Source organism: Acidiferrimicrobium sp. IK, assembly GCF_025499425.1.
Taxonomy (GTDB): domain Bacteria; phylum Actinomycetota; class Acidimicrobiia; order Acidimicrobiales; family Palsa-688; genus Acidiferrimicrobium.
This window is the reverse complement of record NZ_JAIMCB010000008.1, coordinates 135,923-155,917: the sequence shown is the minus strand read 5'-3', so window position 1 is coordinate 155,917 and position 19,995 is coordinate 135,923. Positions and strand designations below refer to the sequence as shown.

9 protein-coding genes are annotated in these 19,995 nt (G+C 70.6%); all 9 read left to right on the top strand.

Annotation, left to right across the window (positions count from 1 at the left end; genetic code table 11):
* Positions 1–52 precede the first annotated feature (52 nt).
* Genes K6U06_RS14650 through K6U06_RS14600 form a run of 9 tightly spaced genes read left to right on the top strand, consistent with a single transcriptional unit; the run spans position 53 to position 19,883 of the window.
* The gene (locus K6U06_RS14650; protein WP_262322686.1) at positions 53–841 is read left to right on the top strand and encodes a PP2C family protein-serine/threonine phosphatase; all 789 of its coding nucleotides are present in this window, start codon (positions 53–55) and stop codon (positions 839–841) included.
* A complete protein-coding gene (locus K6U06_RS14645) occupies positions 838–2,406 on the top strand; it encodes an FHA domain-containing protein (protein ID WP_262322685.1) in 1,569 nt (522 codons plus the stop codon). Before K6U06_RS14650 ends, K6U06_RS14645 begins: the two co-directional genes overlap by 4 nt.
* Positions 2,403–4,031, top strand: a complete 1,629-nt coding sequence (locus K6U06_RS14640; protein WP_262322684.1) for a serine/threonine-protein kinase — start codon at positions 2,403–2,405, stop codon at positions 4,029–4,031. Before K6U06_RS14645 ends, K6U06_RS14640 begins: the two co-directional genes overlap by 4 nt.
* A gap of 2 nt (positions 4,032–4,033) precedes the next feature.
* Complete coding sequence (locus K6U06_RS14635; RefSeq protein WP_262322683.1) at positions 4,034–4,738, top strand: hypothetical protein; 705 nt, start codon at positions 4,034–4,036, stop codon at positions 4,736–4,738.
* Entirely contained in the window at positions 4,735–10,971 is a 6,237-nt protein-coding gene (locus K6U06_RS24535) for an Ig-like domain-containing protein (RefSeq protein ID WP_316044723.1), read from the top strand. Before K6U06_RS14635 ends, K6U06_RS24535 begins: the two co-directional genes overlap by 4 nt.
* A gap of 17 nt (positions 10,972–10,988) precedes the next feature.
* Positions 10,989–11,957 (top strand): AAA family ATPase, encoded by a 969-nt coding sequence (locus K6U06_RS14615; RefSeq protein ID WP_410051054.1) that lies wholly within the window; start codon positions 10,989–10,991, stop codon positions 11,955–11,957.
* Between the two features lie 14 nt (positions 11,958–11,971).
* Entirely contained in the window at positions 11,972–13,207 is a 1,236-nt protein-coding gene (locus K6U06_RS14610) for a DUF58 domain-containing protein (RefSeq protein WP_262322681.1), read from the top strand.
* A complete protein-coding gene (locus K6U06_RS14605) occupies positions 13,204–15,525 on the top strand; it encodes a transglutaminase-like domain-containing protein (RefSeq protein WP_262322680.1) in 2,322 nt (773 codons plus the stop codon). The genes K6U06_RS14610 and K6U06_RS14605 overlap by 4 nt, the downstream gene beginning before the upstream one ends.
* Entirely contained in the window at positions 15,522–19,883 is a 4,362-nt protein-coding gene (locus K6U06_RS14600; protein ID WP_262322679.1) for an FtsK/SpoIIIE domain-containing protein, read from the top strand. Before K6U06_RS14605 ends, K6U06_RS14600 begins: the two co-directional genes overlap by 4 nt.
* Positions 19,884–19,995: the final 112 nt, after the last annotated feature.

Genomic DNA, 19,995 nt, shown 5'->3' with positions numbered 1-19,995 from the left:
GGCTACTGTCGGCGCCAGCAACATCGGGCATTACCGGAGGGCGACGGAGTAGATGGCTGGCGGGATCGAGTGCGGGGCGCACACCGATATCGGTCAACGTGACGTCAACGAAGATCGATTCGTTTGCGCGTCCCCCTGCTTCGTCGTCGCCGACGGGATGGGCGGTCACGCTGCCGGCGATGTCGCCAGTGGGCTGGCCGCCGAGGCGCTGCAGCAATTGGCCGGCCGCGGCGACCTGACGGTGGCCGACGTGAGCGCCGCTATCGAGCGCGCAAATGCCGCAATTGTGGCGGCCTCCCAGGCCGACATCACCCTCGCCGGCATGGGAACGACCCTTTGCGGCCTCGTATCGGTGACGGTGGGCGGCGAGGACCACTGGATGGTCTTCAACGTCGGCGACAGCCGGCTCTACCGCCTGGCTGACGGGATGCTCGCCCAGGTCACCGTGGACCATTCGGAGGCGGAGGAGATGGTGGAGCGGGGCCGGATCTCGCGCCGCCAGGCGCGCAGCTACTCCCGGCGCCACATCGTGACCAGGGCGCTCGGCATCGAACCGGTCCCGACCGTGGACTCCTGGCTGTTCCCTCCGCAGCAGGGCGAGCGGTTCGTCCTTTGCTCTGACGGGTTGAGCGGGGAGCTCGACGACGAGGTGATCGCAGCGATCGCCAACTCCCTCTCCGATCCTGCCGAAGCAGCGCGAGGGCTCGTGGACGCTGCGATTGCAGCTGGAGGTTCCGACAACGTGACCGTCGTCGTGGTCGACAGCGCGCTCCGAGAGGCGGGCGTCGACGAGACCACCGTGCCCCGGCCGCCTGCGACGAGCGGCGCAGCAGGCGGATGACCAGCTCGACCTACGAGCCCGGGGACTGGGCCGCCCTCGCTGGTCCCGACACCTGGGTGATGGTTGCAGTGGCCATCGATGATCCCGTGGTGCAGCGGGTGTGGGAAGTCGTTCGCAGCGGAACCGATCTTTCCTCGCTGCTCGAGGCCCTGGGGGCGACGGACCTCCGGGCGATGCCGGGCTTCGCCATCGCTCACGTCGGTCCAGCCGGTGCAGGCGTCAGCCTTCTCGCAAGAGGGGAGGTCGCCATCCTTGCGTCGGGCGAGGTCGAGGTCGACGGTCGGGAGGTGACCACCTGGGCCGAGCGCAGCGTCCGGCCGATCCCCCAAGAGCTGGTCCTCGACGCTGTTCCCGGCGGCGCCTCGTCGCTCTCGCTCCCGTTGGTCGAAGGAGTGGTGCAGGCCGGCCGCTTGGTGCTGCACCTGGCGGTCGGGCTGCGCCCGGCAGTTGGGCGGCACCCGGCAGTCGGACAGTACGCGACGCCCGACGCAGCGACGCTGCGGGCCTTCGACGACGCCTGCGGGGCGTCCGACCAGCACCTTCCGGCCGATCCCCCCGTGCCAGCGCCGGTGTCCAACGACGACCCCCCGGCGCCCGTGCTCGGCGACGACCGGTCGGCTTCGGCTGTCGAGGACGCCGACCCCCAGGATCTGCCGTTCGCGGGGGAGGGCGTTCGCCGCTACCAGCACCTCTTCGGCGCCACCGTCCGGCGCAGCGTCGAGGATGCGGCGATCCGCCCGGCCACCCCCGAGGTCCTTTCAACCAGCCCCGACACCGTGAGCGCGCCGGCGGCCACCACCCCGATGGAGGACGAGGAGGCGGTGTCCGTCCCTCCGCCCTCGTCGTCCCCCACCGCGGAACTGCCGGCCCCGACCCTCATCGATGCGCTGCCGTGGGCCCCCCTAGGGGACGCGCCGCCGCCGGCACCGGTGCCGGCACCTCGGCCAGTGGACCTCTCGACGCTGCCCCCACCGACATGGCCCCCGCCGACGTTGCCCTCGCCGACGCCACCCCTCCCTAACTCGCTGCTGGCTGGGGTGAGTTTCCCGATGGAGGAGATGACCGTCCGGCGAGACGCCATGCCATCGCTCGTACCTGCCCGCGAAGTCCCCTCGGTCCTGGCCACGACTTGCCCGGCAGGGCACCTCAACCCGCCTGAAGCCGAGCGGTGCAGGACCTGCGTGGCTCTCATCGCCGAGCAGGAGCCGGTGGCCGTCCCGCGCCCGCCGCTCGGTGTACTCCGGCTCTCGACGGGCGACATCGTCATGCTCGATCGCGGCGTTGTCATGGGCCGATCGCCCCGTTCTAACGCCGCGATCGGAGGCGACGGGCCCCACCTCGTGAAGCTGGGCGCAGGCTCGGACATCTCCCGCAACCACGCCAGGATCGACTTGGACGGCTGGCATGTGCTCGTCACCGATCTCGCGTCGACCAACGGCACATGGCTGCTGCGCGACGGGCGCGACCCCGAACGGCTCCGGTCGAACCACCCGACGGCCATCTCTCCGGGAACGACGGTCAGCCTGGCAGAGGACGTGTCCTTCCGCTACGAGGCGATCCAGTGACCGCCACGACCGCAGCACCCGAGATTCCGGGACTGACCTTCGTCCGGCCGCTCGGCTCGGGGGGGTACGCCGACGTCTACCTCTACTTGCAGGCCCGACCCCGTCGCCAGGTCGCGGTCAAAGTCCTCTCCGAGGACGTCACCTCCGAGGCGGCCCGAGCCCAGTTCAGCGCCGAGGCCGACGCAATGGCAGCGCTCGCCGGTCACCCCAACATCGTGCAGGTGTTCTCCACCGACGTCACCGCCGACGGGCGCCCCTACCTCGTCATGGAGTACTACCCGGCCCCCAACCTGGCAGTGCGGGCCAAGACCGAACGGCTCGACGTTGCGGAGGTGCTTCGAATCGGCGTGCAGATCGCCGGCGCCGTGGAGACCGCACACCGGGCCGGGATCTTGCACCGGGACATCAAGCCGGCCAACGTCTTGACGAGCCGCTTCCTCGCACCGGGCCTCACCGACTTCGGGATCGCCACGACAGGAGCCGGCGAGGACAGCGACGTCGGCGGCATGTCCGTACCCTGGTCCCCCCCGGAGGTCATCTTCTCGAGCGCCCCGGCAGGGCGCTCCGCCGACGTGTACTCCCTAGGAGCGACCATCTGGCATCTCCTGGCCGGGCACTCGCCCTTCGAAGTCCCCGGCGGCGACAACTCGTCCTCGGCCCTGGCCCACCGGATTCTCAGCCAGCCTGCCCCCCGTACGGGTCGCGAAGACGTACCCTCCTCGCTGGAGCGGGTACTCGGCCGAGCGATGGCCAAGGACCCAGCCAGCCGCCCGGCAACTGCGCTGGAGCTGGCCCGCATGTTGCAAGGTGTGGAAAGCGACCAAGGCTGGGCGCGGACCGAGTTGGTCGTGATGGACGACTCCCCTGCGCACGAGAGCGGCGGCGTCACTGCGATCGAGGCCGGGAACGACCGCACGCAGGACCGGGGTGGTCTCGCCGGGGAGGCCCCCCCCACCCGGCGCCGGGCGATCGTGGCGGACGGTCAGGGCGGTGTGGCCGGCCCCCTTCGCTCGGTGTCTCGCAGCCCGGTGCCTCGCAGCCCGGCGCCCCTCCTGGACCCGATGCCCCACTGCTCCCCGGCGCTCGCCGGTGCGGAGAGCCCTGCCAGACCCAGCGTCCCCGCAGCGCCTCCCACCGTCAGGCGCCCAGCCGTCGTTGCGCCGAGCGCCGAGGAGACGACCCCGCGGCAGACGGAACCGGCGAGCCGTAGGAAGTTCGTCGTCGCGGGCGCAGGCGTGCTCGCCGTAGCGCTGGCTGTGGGGGGCGCACTGGCCCTCGCGGGCGGTGGCGGCGGCCGGCCCACGACGAGAGGTTCGGCGGCGGCTTCGAGCCTCGGTGCAGGGCCACAAGACGCCCTCGCGGCGCAAGCCCAAGATCCAGGTACGCCTCGGGTCACCTGGACCCGCGTCGACACCGGGCACGTAAAGTTCGCCTGGACCTACGATTCGCCCCTGCCCGGCGACCAGTACCGGTGGGAGGTGGTCGGGCAGGCGCCCACCGTCACGTCGGTGCCGGTGGCGATCGTCGCCGACCCGGTCGGTAGTCAGCGCTGCGTCCAGGTCCAGGTCGGCCGCAAGGACGGCTCGGCGGCGTCCGGGCTGAGCGACCCCGTGTGCGGCGGGTGAGCATGGCCAACGCCATCGAGTTCTGCGGCGAGATGTATCCCCTCGACTGCGGGGTGCCCTTCACGATCGGACGGTCGGGCGACCTGGCCATCGACGACAACCCGTATCTGCACCGCAGCTTCTTGTGCCTCGAGCACGCTATGGACCTGTGGTGGGTGTCCAACGTCGGCGCCACCCTCTCGGCGTCGGTGTCGGATACCAGCGGCCTGTTCCACGCCTGGCTCAACCCGGGGGGGCGGATCCCGCTGGTGTTCGCCGAGGCCACCGTGTGGTTCACCGCTGGGCCCACGACCTACGAGTTGACGATCCACACCGCCCACGCGCCCTTCGAGCCGGCGCTCACCGAGCACGCCGTAGGTACAGGGGAAACCACCGGCAAGCCTTCCCCGCTGAGCTTCGAGCAGCGCCTCCTCCTGGTCGCGCTAGCCGAACCGATGCTTCGCCGGCAGACGTCGCGCGTCGAGGTGCCCCCGTCGGCGGAGGTCGCCCAGCGTCTCGGCTGGCCGGTGACCAAGCTCAACCGCAAGCTCGACAACCTGTGCGCCAAGCTGGGACGGGCAGGGGTGCGCGGCCTTCACGGCGGTCCCGACCGCCTGGCCGCTGACCGCAAGGGCCGGCTGGTCGAATACGCCCTCTCCGCCCGCCTGGTGCGCGTCGAGGATCTGGCACTCCTCGAGGCCCGCAACCTGGAAATGGCCCGCTCATGAGATGGCGCGCACTGCTGCGCACCCGGCGTGCCTCCGTAGGCTCGACGGCCTTCTTGTCGGCGACGGTCGTGGCGCTGGTCGTGGCGGCCAGCGTCTCGCAGGGGATTCCCGTCAACCACGTGAACGCCAACGACGCCTCTGTGTGGCTCGTGAATGACCAGCAGGGCGCCTACGGCCAGTTCGACGGGGCGGTCGGCCAACTCCAGCGGGCACTCCCTGCAGCCGGCGGGTTTGCCAGCAGCTACAACCTGGACGTGTTGCAAGACGGCAGCGGGGTCGTCGGGTTCGACCGGACTCGGGACGAGGTGTACGCCATCGACCCGACCGCCGGGACACTCACCACCGCTGGCGTATTGCTCCCCGGCGGCAAGGGTTCCCGCGTGGCGTTCGCCAACGGGGTATTGGCGGCCGTCGATCCTGCGAAAGGCGACCTGTGGGGGGCACAGGTCGGCACCTCTGCCGTGTCGCTGGCGTCGTTCCGGGTGACAGGGACGCCGCTCGCCTCCGCCAGAGGGCTGAGCGCCGTGGCCGTCGCGCAGGACGGCACGATCTTTGCGGCGTCATCCAGCCAGTTGGTCACCGCCAGCGACACGACCGGTGGCCTCGCCCGCCCGACGCGCAAGACGTTCTCGGAGCCTCTCGGAGCGTCGCTGCAGGTGACGGCGGTGGGCTCGGTCCCGGTCGTCCTCGACGCCAGCAGTGGCCGGTTGGTGATGCCCGACACTGGTGTGGCCGTGCAGCTTCCGGCCTCGGCCTTGAACGGCAGGACCGTCATCCAGCAGCCCGGACCGGCATCGCCGACAGTGCTCGTCGGCACTGACACTGGTCTTTATGCCGCGCCGCTGGCCGGCGGCGCGCCGGTGGCCCTGGCGAGCGCCCCGACTGGTACGCCGGCGGCGCCGGTGCTCATCGGCGGGTGCGCGGAAGAGGCGTGGAGCGGCGGCCCGGGCCGCTACTCCCGAGTCTGCGTCGGCGTGCCGCCGTACTCGACCTCGTTGCCAGGACCGCCGCTCACCACTCCAGTCTTCCGTGTCAACCACGGCAGGGTGCTCCTGAACGATGTCGCCGACGGCGCATCCTGGGATGTCGCCAACCGGCCCGCAGTCGCGGTCAGCAACGGCGACTGGCTGAAAGTCCTCGCCTCGCAGCAGCCGCAGTCCTCCAAGACCGACAACAGCCGCATTAACAGCGCCGACAGCGCAGCGCAGAGCCAGAAGCCCAAGGCTGTGGACGAGACGTTCAAGGCTCGGCCCGGGCGGACCACCATCCTCCACGTCCTCGACTACGACTCCGATCCGAGCGGCGACGTCCTGTCCATCGCCAGCCTTCGCGGCGCCAGCGGCCCCGGGTTCTCCGCCACCATCACCCCGGACGCCCAGACCGTCGCGGCCACCCTCGCTGGCAACGTCCAGGCTGCGGTGCACTTCCCCTACACCATCGTCGATGCCCACGGGCGGAGCGCGTCGGGCACGATCACGGTGGTCCCGACCACGGGCAACACGCCACCTCATCTCCGGCCCGGATATACGCCGACCACCTACGACATCGCGTCGGGCGCCACGGCCGGCTACCAGGTCCTGAGTGACTGGCGCGACGACGAGGGCGACCCGATCTCGCTGGTCGACACCGGGGCGCCGTCAGGCCAGGTCAGCGGTACCGGTGACGGGGTGGTGACTTTCACCGCACCGGTGGTGGCCACCGACACTCCTTTGACCATCAACTATCACGTGACCGACGGTCTAAGCGCACCGGTGGCCGGCCACCTGTCGGTCCTGGTCCTCGGTCGCGGGGACACGACAGCCCACGCAGCCAGGGCCGTGCCCGACGTCGCCGAGGTGACCGTCGGCCAGCCCTTCGTCATCAAGCCGCTCTCCAACGACATCCCCGGCGCCGATCCCCTCCGCCCCGGCGCAGTCCTGACGCTGGCCGGTCCCGTCGCTCCGGTACCCGAGCTCGCCGTCACCACCGACATCACCGCCGGGACCGTGACCGTCGACGCGCAGCGGCCCGGTATCTACCTCCTCACCTACCAGGCGGCGTTCGGGTCGGCCCCGCTGGCGGGCGGTCAGATCATGGTGACGGCCAAGGATCCCTCGACGGCTGCCGACGAGCCGGTGACCGTACCCATCGCCGTCTTGATCCACGGGCAGAACCCGTCGTCAGTGGACGTCGCGGCCAACGATTACGACCCGGCCGGGGGCCTGCTGTCGGTGGTGAGCGTCAACGCTCCGCCCGGCCTGTCGGCCACGGTCATCGGTTTCCGCTACCTCCGGATTGCCGCGACGGCGGCCAGCCTCACCGGTCAGCAGGTTGTCAGCTACGAGATCACCAACGGCGTGACCGCACCGGTCAGCGGCCAGGTCATAGTGACCTGGGCACCTCCCATCGCGGCTGGACCGCCCGTGACCCACACCATTGCGGTGACCGTCCGGGCCGGGAGCGAGGCCGACGTGCCGGTCCTGAACGCCGCCAGCGACCCTGCCGGCGAGGCCCTCCACCTGGTGGCCTCCGCTGTGACGGTTGCCCCGGCCGGTGCCGGCGCGGCATCGGTGGCCGGCTCGGTGCTCCGTTACGCCGCACCGGCCGCCGTCAATGCGCCTGAGGCGGCGCAGGCCACCTACGTGGTGGAGGACAGCTCCGGGTTCCGGACCAGCGGTCAGCTCGACATCACCGTTAATCCGGCCGACCCGGTCCACGACTTGCCACCTTCGCCCCACGCCCTCGAAGCCCGGGTCGTGGCGGGTGGCACCGTCACCATCCCGGTCCCGACCACCGGCGTGGACCCCGACGGCGACCCAGTGGCTGTCGTCGGTGTGACCGACTCGCCCAACCTGGGCCGGGTGCTCACGGTCAGCGCCGCGAGCATCGTGTACGAGGCGTACCCGCGCAGCGGCGGGACCGACACCTTCACCTACGAGGTCGCCGACCCCTACGGCAAGACCGGTACGGCGTCAGTGCGGGTGGCGGTCATCCCTCCCGGCCAGCCGCAACCGCCCGTAGCCGTCAACGACTCGGTGATCGCTGCTCCCGGCGCCCACGTGCTGGTCGACATCCTGGCCAACGACGTCATCACCCCGGGAGACGTCGTGACCGTCGAGCCGCTGGCCCGCACCAACGCCACGGTCCCTCCCGGGGCTCGTCTCGTCAGCAACGAGATGGAAGTGGTCGCCCCGGCCGGCCCTGCTCCCGAGGTGATCACCTACGGCATCACCGACGGCACCGGGCCGCCGTCGCTGGCGCAGGTCACCGTCACCCCCCAGGCCGGCTACGACATCCCGCCGGTCGCCGTCGACGACTACGCCACAGCTCCTCCTGCCGGCCAGAACTACGTGGCGGTCAGCGCATTGGCCAACGACTACGACCCCGACGGGCCGGCCGGTGACCTGACCCTGGTCGCGGCCTTCGGTCCGGGCGCGCGCATCTCGGGGCAGCAGGTGATCATCCCCCTGACCCCCGAGCCGCAGTCGGTGCCCTACGAGATCAAGGACCCGGGCGGGGCAACGGCGATCGGGGTGATCCACGTCCCCGCCGCTGCCACCGGCCCGGAGCTACGTCCCGGCGTGGCGGCCATCCAGGTGCCGGCCGGCGGATCGACCACCGTCGCTCTGTCCACCTACATCCAGGACTCTTCGGGCACAGTGCGCCTCACCTCGGGCAACGAGATCTTCACCTCCCCGTCGAGTGGTCTCGGATGGCAGGCCAGCGGTTACACCAGCCTCCGCCTGAGCGACGTGGCCGGCTACAACGGGCCGGCGTCGGTCACCATCCAGGTCACCGACGGCGCCACCGCCAACGCGCCGGGCGCCCACACCGTCTTCCTGACCATCCCAGTGCAGGTCGGCACGCCGACGCCGGTGCTGCGATGCCCTGCGACAGCATTCTCAGTGGCCGAGGGCGGCAGTCCGCTGTCCCTCGACGTCGCCACGGTGTGCCAGGTATGGACACCCGATCCAGCGCAGGCGGCCACCGTGACCTTCACTGCGTCATGGAAGCACCCACCTACCGGAGTGACGATCGGTTGGTCGAGTGACCGCCGGGTACTCACCCTCACCGGCGGATCGGCGGCGGTCCCCGGCCAGACCGGCGACCTGACCGTCGGGGTGGCCGGCACGACCGCCACTGCGGACCTGACCGTGCAGGTCACGTCGGTTCCGCTGGCCACCACGGTTCCGGTCAACGTGGCCGGGATCCAGACCGGCCACACCGCGACCGTCGACCTGCGCCAGTACGTGAGCAGCCCGCTGCCCCAGCCCCAGATCAACGTCCTGGCCGTGACCCAAACCGGCCAGGGGGCGGCGCAGGTCACCCACGCCGGCAGCACCGTGTCGATCACGCCGCAGACCGGGACCCACGGCACGATGACGTTCCAGGTGCAGCTCACCGACGTGCCGGGCCGCCCCGACCGGGTGGTCACCGATTCCGTCACCCTGCAGGTCCTCGACGTGCCGAGCGCCCCGGGGGCGATCCAGGGTGTCCCGTCCAATCAGCAGGTGGCGCTCAGCTGGGCTGCCTCCAACCCCAACGGATCCCCGATCCAGAGCTACCAGCTCTCCGACGGGGCGGCCACCCAGCAGGTCAGCGGTACGAGCTACACGTGGTCTGGGCTCACCAACGGAACGCCCTACACCTTCACTGTCAAAGCGGTCAACCAGGTCGGGAGCAGTGCCGCCAGCCCGCCCGCCACCTTCAGTCCCCAATCTGTACCCGGCACCCCTGGGGCGGTGACGGCCAAGCCGGGCGACAAGGAAGTGACCCTCACGTGGGGTGCGGCCAACGCCAACGGCAAGCCGATCGACAGCTACCTGATCGCCGTGTCACCCTCGCCTTCCTCTGCGCCGGCCCGCCAAACCGTCAGCGGCTCGTCGACGAGCTACACCTACGCCGGCTTGGACGACAACGTCGGCCCGTACACCTTTACCGTCACCCCCCACAACGCTCTCGGTGCCGGCCCCAGCGTGACGTCCTCCCCGGTGTATGCCTACGGCACCCCACCGGCGCCCCCTGCGCCGGCTGCGACCGGTTCGGTCTCGCTCGACCAGACCACCACCACCGTCACGGTCTCCTTCCCGCCTGTCAGCCTGTGCGACGACGCCCAGGCGTGCGCCCGCTACAACGTCGCCCAGTTCAAGGACGGCGCTCCGGACGGCTCGACCACCGCCGTGTCGGCGTGCTCGGGAGGCCTGTGCGCCAGCTTCCCGGGCCTGCCGAACGACGGGTCCGGCTACACCTACGCCCTCACCACCACCAACCGGGAAAACCTGACCTCGCCGGAGGGCCCGCAATCGTCCCCGGCAGTCAAGGCGGTCGGCGTGCCGAGCCAGGTGACCGACTTGCGCACCACAGCGGGCAACAAGTCGATGACCGCGACCTTCACCCTCCCGGCTTCGCACTCGGCGTCGCTCACCGAGATTCAGTACCAGGCTCCAGGCGCAGGCCTTGCCGGCTCTTGGACCAACCCTGGCTCCCCGGGAACGGTGGTCACCTACACCCTTAGCGGCCTCAGCCCGAAGACCACCTACCCCCTCCAAGTCCGGGCCTGCAACGAGTTGAGCGAGTGCGCGGCGTGGTCCAACGAGGCGCCGGCGACGGTATACGGCACCCCCGACCAGCCGACCGTCCAGGCCAACCTGAGCGGCACCTACTACAACTACGCGGTCAACTTCATCTGGAACGGCGGCGGCAACGAGGGCCAGCCGGTGCAGTCGTACCACGTCTGTATCGATGGCACATGCTCCGACACGGCCGCCGCGAGCAAGTCGGTCACCTACGCCTGCGACACTGGACACGGGCCGCACACCATCACCGCCACCGTCACCGACGCCAAAGGCCAGACCAGCGCCCAGGCCACCGCCACCGCCACGGTGCCCACCTGCCCGCCGGAGACCGTGTCGATCAGCGAAGGCGCAGGAGAAACGACCAGCTACTGCACGGTGTCGGATTGTCATGCCATCGCCATTTCCATGAGCGGCTTCAAGCCCAACTCGGCGGTGACGATCTGGTACAGCACAGACTGCGCCACGACGCCTCAGAGTGCAGTAATCGCCTGCGAAGGCGGGGGCAGCAACGGCGGCAAAGACAACTACACGTCTGAGGCTGCCAGCGTGGATGCCAATGGCAATGCGTCGTTCAACGGTCGGGCATTCGGCTACACCCAGGCGCACGTGTGGGTCTCTGCCAACGCGCCGTATGGGTCAGCAGGAGCAGTCGTCTCAAACACCATTCAATGGTCATGAAGAAGGATCTCAGCGCTATGTCACTAACCCCCGAGCAGGCCAAATGGTTTGCGGAGACATTCGACCGGCTGGTCGACAATATCGAGCATGCCGTGCTCGGCAAGCGCACGGTGGTCCGCCTGGCCCTCACGTGCATGCTGGCGGAGGGCCACTTGCTGCTGGAGGACTTCCCGGGCACCGGCAAGACGTCGCTGGCCCGCTCGATCGCCAACACCGTGCAGGGCAACAGCACCCGGATCCAGTTCACTCCCGACCTACTGCCAAGTGACGTTACCGGGGTGACGATCTACGACCAGAGCACCCGGACCTTCGACTTCCACCCGGGACCGATCTTCTCGACCATCGTTCTGGCCGACGAGATCAACCGGGCATCGCCGAAGACCCAGTCGGCGCTGCTGGAGGTGATGGAAGAGGGCCGGGTCACCATCGACGGCACGCCCCGCCCGGTCGGGCGGCCGTTCATGGTCATCGCCACCCAGAACCCCATCGAGCAGGCCGGCACGTACCGCCTGCCGGAGGCCCAGCTGGACCGGTTCTTGATGAAAACTAGCCTCGGATACCCCGACCACGAGTCGACCGTGGCGCTGCTGGCCGACGCCGCCACCCGCGACCGGGCCCAGACCGTCGGCCCGCTGATCACCGCCAAGGCCGTCGCCGACATGTCCGCGGTGGCCGACGGAGTGCACGTCGACCACGCGGTGCTGGCCTACATCAGCCGGTTGGCCGAGGAGACCCGCCGCGCCCGCCACCTCAAGCTCGGGCTGTCGGTGCGGGGCTGTTTGGCGTACGTGCGGGTGGCCAAGACTTGGGCGGCGTCGCAGGGGCGCCACTACGTGATCCCCGATGACGTCAAGGACCTGGCGTACCCGGTGCTGTCCCACCGGCTTCTCCTCGACAGCGAGGCGGAGTTTGCCGGGATGGCCGTGACCGACGTGATCGACACCGTGTTCGCCGACGTGAAGCCGCCGGCCGAGCGGGCGGCGTAGGTACCACCAAGACCATGACTGCGACCGTCTCCGATCCCAGCGCTGAAGGGAGCGCCGCCGCCCTATCGGTGGTGGCCGCGGCACGCCGAAAGGCGCAGGTGCTGAAGGCGGTCACCACGCTCGGGTGGTCGGTGATCGCCATCGGGATCCTGGCGTGGGTCGTTGGGCGGCAGCTCGGGTGGAAGGAGTTCGACATTCTGGCGGCCACCTGCCTGCTCCTGGCAGCCCTGGCCGCATGCACGACATTGGGACGGATGGGGCTGAAGACGGAGGTCGTACTCAACCCGCCGAGGACCACCGTGGGCTCGCCGGCGGCGGCCCGGCTGGTGGTCACCAATCCATCCCGCCGCAGAACCTTGCCCCTCCGGGTCGAGCTGCCGGTGGGCGCCACTGTTGCCACCTTCGACGTGCCGTCGATGGGCAACGCAGCCGAGCACGAGGAGCTGTTCATACTCCCGACCAGCCGCCGGGGCGTGATCCCGATCGGACCGGCTGCTTCGGTGCGTGGCGACCCGCTGGGGCTGCTCCGCCGGCGCCAGATGTGGGACGAGCGGACGGAGCTGATCGTCCACCCTCGCACGGTGGCACTCGAGCCTCTCGGCTCAGGGCTTCTCCACGACCTGGAGGGGCTGACCACCAGCAAGGTGTCGCAGAGCGACCTGTCGTTCCACAGCCTGCGGGAGTACGTGGCCGGCGACGAGATGCGCCACGTGCACTGGCGGAGCAGCGCCAGGGCCGGGCGGCTCCTCGTGCGGCAGTTCCTCGAGACCCGCCGCTCCGCCATCTCGATCGTGGTCGACGGCGACCCGGGCAGCTACGCCGACGCCGACGAATTCGAGCTGGCCATGGAGATAGCCGCCTCGATCGCGCAGCGGGCCACGCGCGACGGGCTGTCGGCTGTCCTCGCGGCTGGCGGCCACGCCGGCGCCGGGCTGGCGCCCCACGTCCTCCTCGACGCCGCCGCACGAGCCGAGCTCGGCGCCGGCACCCTCGACCTCGCGGCGCTGGTCACCGGCGTGCTGGCGCGTAACGACGACACGAGCCTCGCGGTGATCGTCAGCGGTTCGCCGGCGCCGGCAGAACGGCTACAGCAGGCGGCCCGTCGCTGCCCCACCGACACCCAAGTGGTGCTGATCCGGGTCCAGCCGGGGGACCCGCCTGCGATGAGCAACGCCGGCACCGGCCGCCTGATGGTCCTCGGCAGTCTCGGCGACCTACGAGCCGCCTTCGCTTTCGGGATTGCTTCGTGACAGTGATCGCCGGGGCGCCGGCCGCCAAGGCCACCGGGGCCTTGGCGCCGACCAGGCCTGAAGCCACCGACGCCGCTTTCACCATCGTCCTGGTCGGACTCGGGATGCTCGGCTTCCATGCTGCCTACGGTGGCGCCGGCTACCTGGGCGTGGGCCTCACCGGAGCGGTGCTCGGAGTGGCCATCAGCTTCCTCGCCGGCCGCCTCCGCCAACCCGTCCTCGCCGAGGTCGCCGTCGCAGTGGTGGTGTTCTTCCTGCTCGGGGGGGCGTTCGCCGTTCCCGGCGGCCCCCTGGGCGGCCTGGTGCCGAGCGGTTCGAGCCTGCACTCGCTGGCGACGGTCGGGGTGCGGGGATGGAAGCAGCTCCTGACGACCGCCCCCCCGGTCGGCAGCAGCGGCGACCTTCTGGTTCTCCCCTACCTGATGGGGCTCGTAGCCGGGGTCACCAGCTACAGCACGGCGCGCCGTACCCGCCTGGCCGCCCTGCCGCTGCTCGCCCCCGCTGCGGTGCTGGCCTTGAGCATCCTCTTCGGAGCGCACCGCCCGGCGTCGCTTCTCCTGCAGGGAACGGCCTTCGCGGCGGTGGGCCTCGCCTGGGCTGCCATCCGACACCACCAACTCGCTCCCGCGGTCATCGGCGTGTCACGAGGTCGCTCCCGGGTTGCGTTCGGTGCCGGGTTGCTGGCGGTCGCTGCGCTCGGGGCCCAGGTCGTCGGCCCGCTGCTCGGCGGGGGCACCAGCCGGGTGGTGCTCAACCGTTATGTGGTGCCTCCCTTCGACGCCAGCGCCCTCGCCAGTCCGCTGTCCTCGTTCCGGCATTTCACCGCCGGGACCCCGGGATCCCAGGCCCACGCCGTGCTGTTCCGGGTGAGCGGGCTGCGCACCGGAGCCCGTGTCCGCATCGCCACCATGGACACCTACGACGGGTCCGTGTGGGGCTTCGCCGCTGCGCCCCCCGGCGTCGACAGCGACACCGCCTCCGACCTGTTCAGGAAGTACGGCACGTCGATCCGCACCGCCGCAGTAGGCCAGCACGCTGAGCTGACCGTCACCATGGGCGCGCTCGGCGGGGTGTTCGTGCCCGCGGTCGGAAGCCTCGACACCCTGCAGTCCACGGCGGCGCCCCGCTCCGCGGCCCTGCGCTACGACGAAGCGACGGGCACCGTCATCGACGTCAACGGTGCGACCCCCGGCGCCACCTACCGGATCGGGGCAGTCGTGGCACCCACGCCCACAGCCTCCGAGCTCGACCACGCGGCGGCGGGTGCCGATCAGGTCGTCGCCACGGTTCCAACGCTCCTGCAGCGCACCGCTAGTCAGTGGGCGGCGGGCGCAGGTGGAGCGTGGGCCAAGGTCATGGCCGTGGCCTCGCACCTGAAGGAGGACGGCCGCTACTCCAACGGGACCGAAAACCCTCCTCTCGCCCTGCCAGGCCACGACACCGGCCGCCTCACTGAGTTCGTCAGCGGCGGACCGCTCGTCGGCCACCAGATCGTGGGCGACGACGAGCAGTTCGCCGCGACGATGGCGCTCATGTCCAACTCCCTCGGCGTGCCGGCCCGGGTGGTCTTCGGTGCGGTCACCGAAGCCGGGGGAGTGGTGCGCGGGCGCGACGTCCACGCATGGGTGGAGGTCTCCCTGTCAGGTCTCGGATGGGTCACCGTCGACCCGAGCTCCTTCATCCCCACCCGCGCTCCGTCCCGGGAGGTACCCCAGCCTCAGCCCCACAACGACACCACCCCGATCGTGTCGCCCCCGGTGCAGTCGGTGCTCCTGCCGCCGCCAAACGACGCGCTGCCGTCGGCGGCACCCTCGAGCGGGCGGTCGCTCCTGCACCGCAAAGCCGCACACCACGGGATCGGCGGACTGCCCGCCTGGGTCACGCCGGTCGTCTCGACGGTCGCTCCGCTGCTGCTCGCCGTCGCGTTGGCGTGCGGTGTGATCCTCTTCCTGAAGGCCCGCCGGCGGGGTCGGCGCCGCTCGGCCCCGACCGGCAGTGCCCGGATATCCGGTGGTTGGCGGGAGTTCATGGACATCGCCCGAGACGCAGGCCATCCGATCGCGCCCGGGGTGACCCGGCGGGAGCAGGCCCTGAAGTTCGCGGGCGCCTCCGCCGCTGGTCTGGCTGCCGCCGCAGACGCAGCAGTGTTCGGTCCCGGCGAGCCCCCCGACTCCACCGTTGTCGCCTACTGGTCTGCAGTAGGCGAGGCCCGTTCCGAGCTGCTCGCCGGCCTCAGCCGGCGACGGCGGCTCGTCGCAGTGTTGAGCCCGGCATCCCTGCTCGGGCGGCCCCCCCGGCAACCGGCGGCCGGCGCATGAAACTCAAGCTGACCCTCGAGCGGGCTGGGGACTCTAGGCCGGTGGACCTGATGGTCACCGTCGAGCCGAAGAGCACCGTCGGCGCGTTGGCGCAGTACCTCGCCTCCTCCGATCCTTCCGGGCGCGCCGCACCGGGCGGCCCGTACACCCTTGCGGTGGGGCTAGGGCGCACGCTGCTGCCGGGGTCGCTGCCCGTGAGCGACAGCGGGCTTCGCTCGGGTGCGGTGGTCCGGGTGACGCGCGCCGAGGACGACTCAAAGTCTCAGCGGATGCGGGAAGCGGCGATCGTCCGGGTGGTCGGAGGACCCGACATCGGGCGGGAGTTCGCGGTGCCGGCTGGTACCAGCATCATCGGCCGGGAGCGGGGATGCGAGGTCCAGCTGACCGATCCGCTGGTCTCCCGCCAGCACGCCAAGCTCCACGTCACCGACGTCGCCGAGGTGGTCGATCTCGGATCGGCCAACGGTCTGGTCGCGGCCGGGTCGCCCGTTGACCGCCTGGTCCTCCGACCCGGTACCGCCCTCACCGTCGGGGACACCACGTTGTCCGTCGAGGTCGTCGCGGGCGGCCGTCCGGCCGAGGCCAACACCATCGCGTTCAACCGGCCGCCCCGGGTCAGCCCTCGCTTCGACGGTGTCGAGCTCGTCGGGCCGGAGCCGCCCGACATGCCGAGAGGGCAGCGCTTCCCCCTCCTCCCCCTTTTCGCGCCGCTCATCTTGGGTCTGGTCATCTACCTGTCGACCCATGCGGTGGCGTCACTGGCGTTCGTGGCGCTCAGCCCGCTGCTTCTCATCGCCAACTTCGTGGAGGGCCGCAACAGTGGTCGGCGCTCCTACCGAGAGCTGGTCGAGTTGTTCCGCTCCGATATCGCCGACCTGACCGCCGAGGCGACCGCAGCAGCCGCCGTCGAGGTCGCCATGAGGCTGGAGGAGACACCGTCGGTCGCCGCCTGCGTCACTGCCGGCGAGCACCGCTCGTCACTGCTCTGGTCGCGCCATCCCGATCTGCCCGGCTACCTGGAACTGCGGCTCGGCCTCGGTCGCCTCCCGTCGCGCTCCAAGGTGGAGCTGCCCCAGGGGCGCCAGAACAACCGAGCCCTCTGGAAGGAGTTACGCGAGGCCGTCGCTCCCTTCGCCACCGTGGACGGGGTGCCCGTCGTTGGTGACCTCGCCAGTGGCGGGGCCATCGGTGTCGCCGGCCCACGGCATGAGGTCGCCGGCGTTGCTCGGTCGCTTCTCGTCCAGGCTGGCGCGCTCCACTCGCCGGCAGACCTATCCATCGCCGTCTGTGCCTCGGCGTCCACTGTGGCGGATTGGGAGTGGGTGAAATGGTTGCCGCACTGCTTTTCGGGGCGGGCTCCCGTCGACGGCCCCTCCCTCGTCACGACCGAGGCGGGATGTGCGGCACTGATCTCGGAACTGCTCGAACGTTGCGCCCCTGGAGATGGCGAGGCCGCTTCCAGGCCAGGAGCCGCCGCTCACACGCTGCTGCTCGTCGAGGACGACGCACCGATCGACCGGGCGCGCGCTGTCGCTCTAGCGGAGGCGGGTAGCGCTGGCGGCATCCACGTCGTGTGGCTCGCCGCCGACCTGTCCCGCCTGCCGGCAGTGTGCCGGACATTCGTCGAGGCGTTGAGCTCCAAGGGAGCGGCGGCTGCCGGCTTTGTCGTCCAGGCCGCGGAGGTGACGCCCCTCGCGCTCGACACCCTCGACGGAGCCGAGGCCGAAGAGGTGGCCCGCCGCATGTCTCCCCTGGTCGACGCCGCAGCCGGTGAGGACACGCAGAGCGACCTTCCGCGGAGCGTGTCCTGGCTGTCACTCGCATCCGCCGATCTGGCCCACGCACCGGAGGCGGTCATCGGGCGGTGGAACGAGAGCGCGTCGCTCGTGCGAGGCCCTCGGGCACACGTCGCCGAGGAGCCCCGACCGGGAACCCTGCGGGCGGTCGTCGGGCAGTCCGCCGCCGGCCCCCACGCGCTCGACCTGCGGGTGCACGGACCCCACGCCCTCGTCGGGGGCACCACCGGGTCGGGGAAGAGCGAGCTGCTCCAGTCGTGGATCCTGTCGATGGCCGCCACCCACAGCCCGCAGCGGGTCACTTTCCTCCTCGTCGACTACAAGGGAGGCTCAGCGTTCAGTGAATGCGTCGACCTTCCTCACACCGTCGGCCTGGTCACCGACCTGAGCCCCCACCTGGTGCGCCGCGCACTCGTATCGCTGTCAGCCGAGTTGCGTTACCGGGAGACCATCCTCAACGCCAAAGGGGCCAAGGACCTCGTCGAGCTCGAGCGGCGCGGCGAAACCGACGCGCCGCCGAGCCTGATCATCGTCGTCGACGAGTTCGCCGCGCTGGTGCAGGAGGTCCCGGACTTCGTCGACGGGGTGGTCAACGTCGCTCAGCGCGGCCGGTCCCTCGGCCTGCACCTGATCCTCGCCACTCAGCGGCCGGCAGGCGTCATCAAAGGCAACCTCCGGGCCAACACCAACCTCCGCGTGGCCCTGCGGGTGGCCGACGAGGAGGACAGCTCGGACGTCATCGGCTCCAAAATGGCCGCGACCTTCGACCCGTCGCGCCCGGGCCGGGCCGTGTCGAAGACCGGTCCGATGGCGTTGGTGCCGTTCCAGGCGGCGTACGTGGGTGGCCGCTCGGCGGGGGCGCCGACCCAACCCGAGGTGCAGGTCGAGACCCTCGGCTTCGACAGCCCGACGCAATGGTCCCTGCCGCCTGAGCTGACGGTCAGGCCGGACACTTCGGGCCCGACGGACATGGAGCGCCTCGTCGTGACCATCAACGAGGCCAGCCGCATTGCAGAGGTCGAGCGCCCGCGGGTCCCGTGGCTCCCAGAGCTCGCCGGCCACTACGACCTTGCCCGCCTGCCGACCCGCCGGCGGGACGACGAACTGGTCTACGGCGTCGCCGACGACCCCGCCTCCCAGGACCAGCCGGTCATTGCGTTCCACCCGGACACCGACGGCAACCTGGCCGTCTTCGGCACCGGCAACTCCGGTAAGAGCACGTTCCTGCGCACACTGGCGATAGCTGCCGGGTTGACCCATCGAGGCGGTCCGTGCCAGATCTACGGGCTTGATTTCGGTGCCCGCGGGCTGCAGATGCTTGAGGAGCTCCCACATGTGGGCAGCGTCATCGCCGGCACCGACCATGAGCGAGTGGCCCGCCTCCTCGGCATGCTCCGCGACGTCATCGAGGAGCGCTCGGCCCGCTACGGAAAGGTGCGGGCCGGGACCATCACCGACTACAGAGCCCAGTCGGGCGACCGGACCGAGCCCAGGCTGCTCCTACTACTCGACGGCATGGCGGCGTTCCGGCAGGCCTACGAGGTGGGGGAGTACGCCCGCTGGTTCGAGGTGCTGATCCGAATCGCCGCCGACGGCCGCCAGGTGGGCGTGCACGTCGTGGTATCGGCGGATCGCGCTGGGGCGCTGCCCTCTGCGCTGGCTTCCCACATCCAGCGGCGCCTGGTCCTCCGCCTTGCCGATCCCATGGACTACGGGATCCTCGGCGTGCCTTCCGACGTGCTCACCGAGTCGTCCCCTCCCGGGCGCGGCCTGATCGGGTCGACGGAGCTGCAGGTGGCGATGCTGTCCGACGGCCCCGAAGTGATGGCGCAGTCGCAGGCCATCCACGAGATGGCGGCCGAGATGCAGGCGGCAGGTGCCTCGAAAGCACCGGCGGTCGGGGTGCTCGCCGAACGTATTCACATACTCGATACGCCGAGCGACGTGGGCGGCAAGCCGGTCTTCGCCGTTGCCGGCGAGACCCTCGGACCGGTGGCGTTCGAGCCGGAAGGCACGCTCCTCATCGCCGGGCCGCGGGGCAGCGGTCGCAGCACCGCCCTGGCCACCGTCGTCGCCAGTCTGCGACGGTGGCGTCCCGACGTCCGGCTCATGTACTTCGGAGGCCGGCGGGCGTCGCTGGCCGGGGACCGGGGCTGGGAGTGTTGCGCCCTCGGCCCGGACCAGGCTGCGGAGATCGCCCCGGCCGTCTCGAAGGCCATCGCCGACTCTTCAGTGCCCGTCGCAGTAGTGATCGAGGGGCTGGCCGACCTGGTCGGAGGTGCCGCCGACTACCCCATGCAAGAGATGCTGAAGCTGGTGCTCGCCGACGGGCACCTGGTCGTCGCCGAGGCGGAAACCTCTGTCCTGAACGGCTCCTACCCGCTGCTGTCGATGCTCCGCAACGGGCGCACCGGCATCGTCCTCCAGCCGTCCCAGCTCGACGGCGCGCTGCTCGGCGCAGCTTTCCCGAAGGTCCGCAAGAGCGACTTCCCGTCCGGGCGGGGACTTTTCGTGTCGCGCGGGTCGCAGCCGGCGATCGTCCAGGTGGTCACCACCGAGTAGCCGGGCGTCTCCGCGGTCAGCGGGGAGTGGTCCCCGTTGTCACCCAACCTTCCAACCTTTACCGTCAACAACCAACATCAGCAATCAACGACCACCATCAACCAACCAACAA

What these genes read in the sequence shown, in the direction of transcription:
- K6U06_RS14650 (WP_262322686.1), top strand. Translation starts at nt 53, where the DNA reads ATGGCTGGCGGGATCGAGTGCGGGGCGCACACCGATATCGGTCAACGT.
- K6U06_RS14645 (WP_262322685.1), top strand. Translation starts at nt 838, where the DNA reads ATGACCAGCTCGACCTACGAGCCCGGGGACTGGGCCGCCCTCGCTGGT.
- K6U06_RS14635 (WP_262322683.1), top strand. Translation starts at nt 4,034, where the DNA reads ATGGCCAACGCCATCGAGTTCTGCGGCGAGATGTATCCCCTCGACTGC.
- K6U06_RS24535 (WP_316044723.1), top strand. Translation starts at nt 4,735, where the DNA reads ATGAGATGGCGCGCACTGCTGCGCACCCGGCGTGCCTCCGTAGGCTCG.
- K6U06_RS14615 (WP_410051054.1), top strand. Translation starts at nt 10,989, where the DNA reads ATGTCACTAACCCCCGAGCAGGCCAAATGGTTTGCGGAGACATTCGAC.
- K6U06_RS14610 (WP_262322681.1), top strand. Translation starts at nt 11,972, where the DNA reads ATGACTGCGACCGTCTCCGATCCCAGCGCTGAAGGGAGCGCCGCCGCC.
- K6U06_RS14600 (WP_262322679.1), top strand. Translation starts at nt 15,522, where the DNA reads ATGAAACTCAAGCTGACCCTCGAGCGGGCTGGGGACTCTAGGCCGGTG.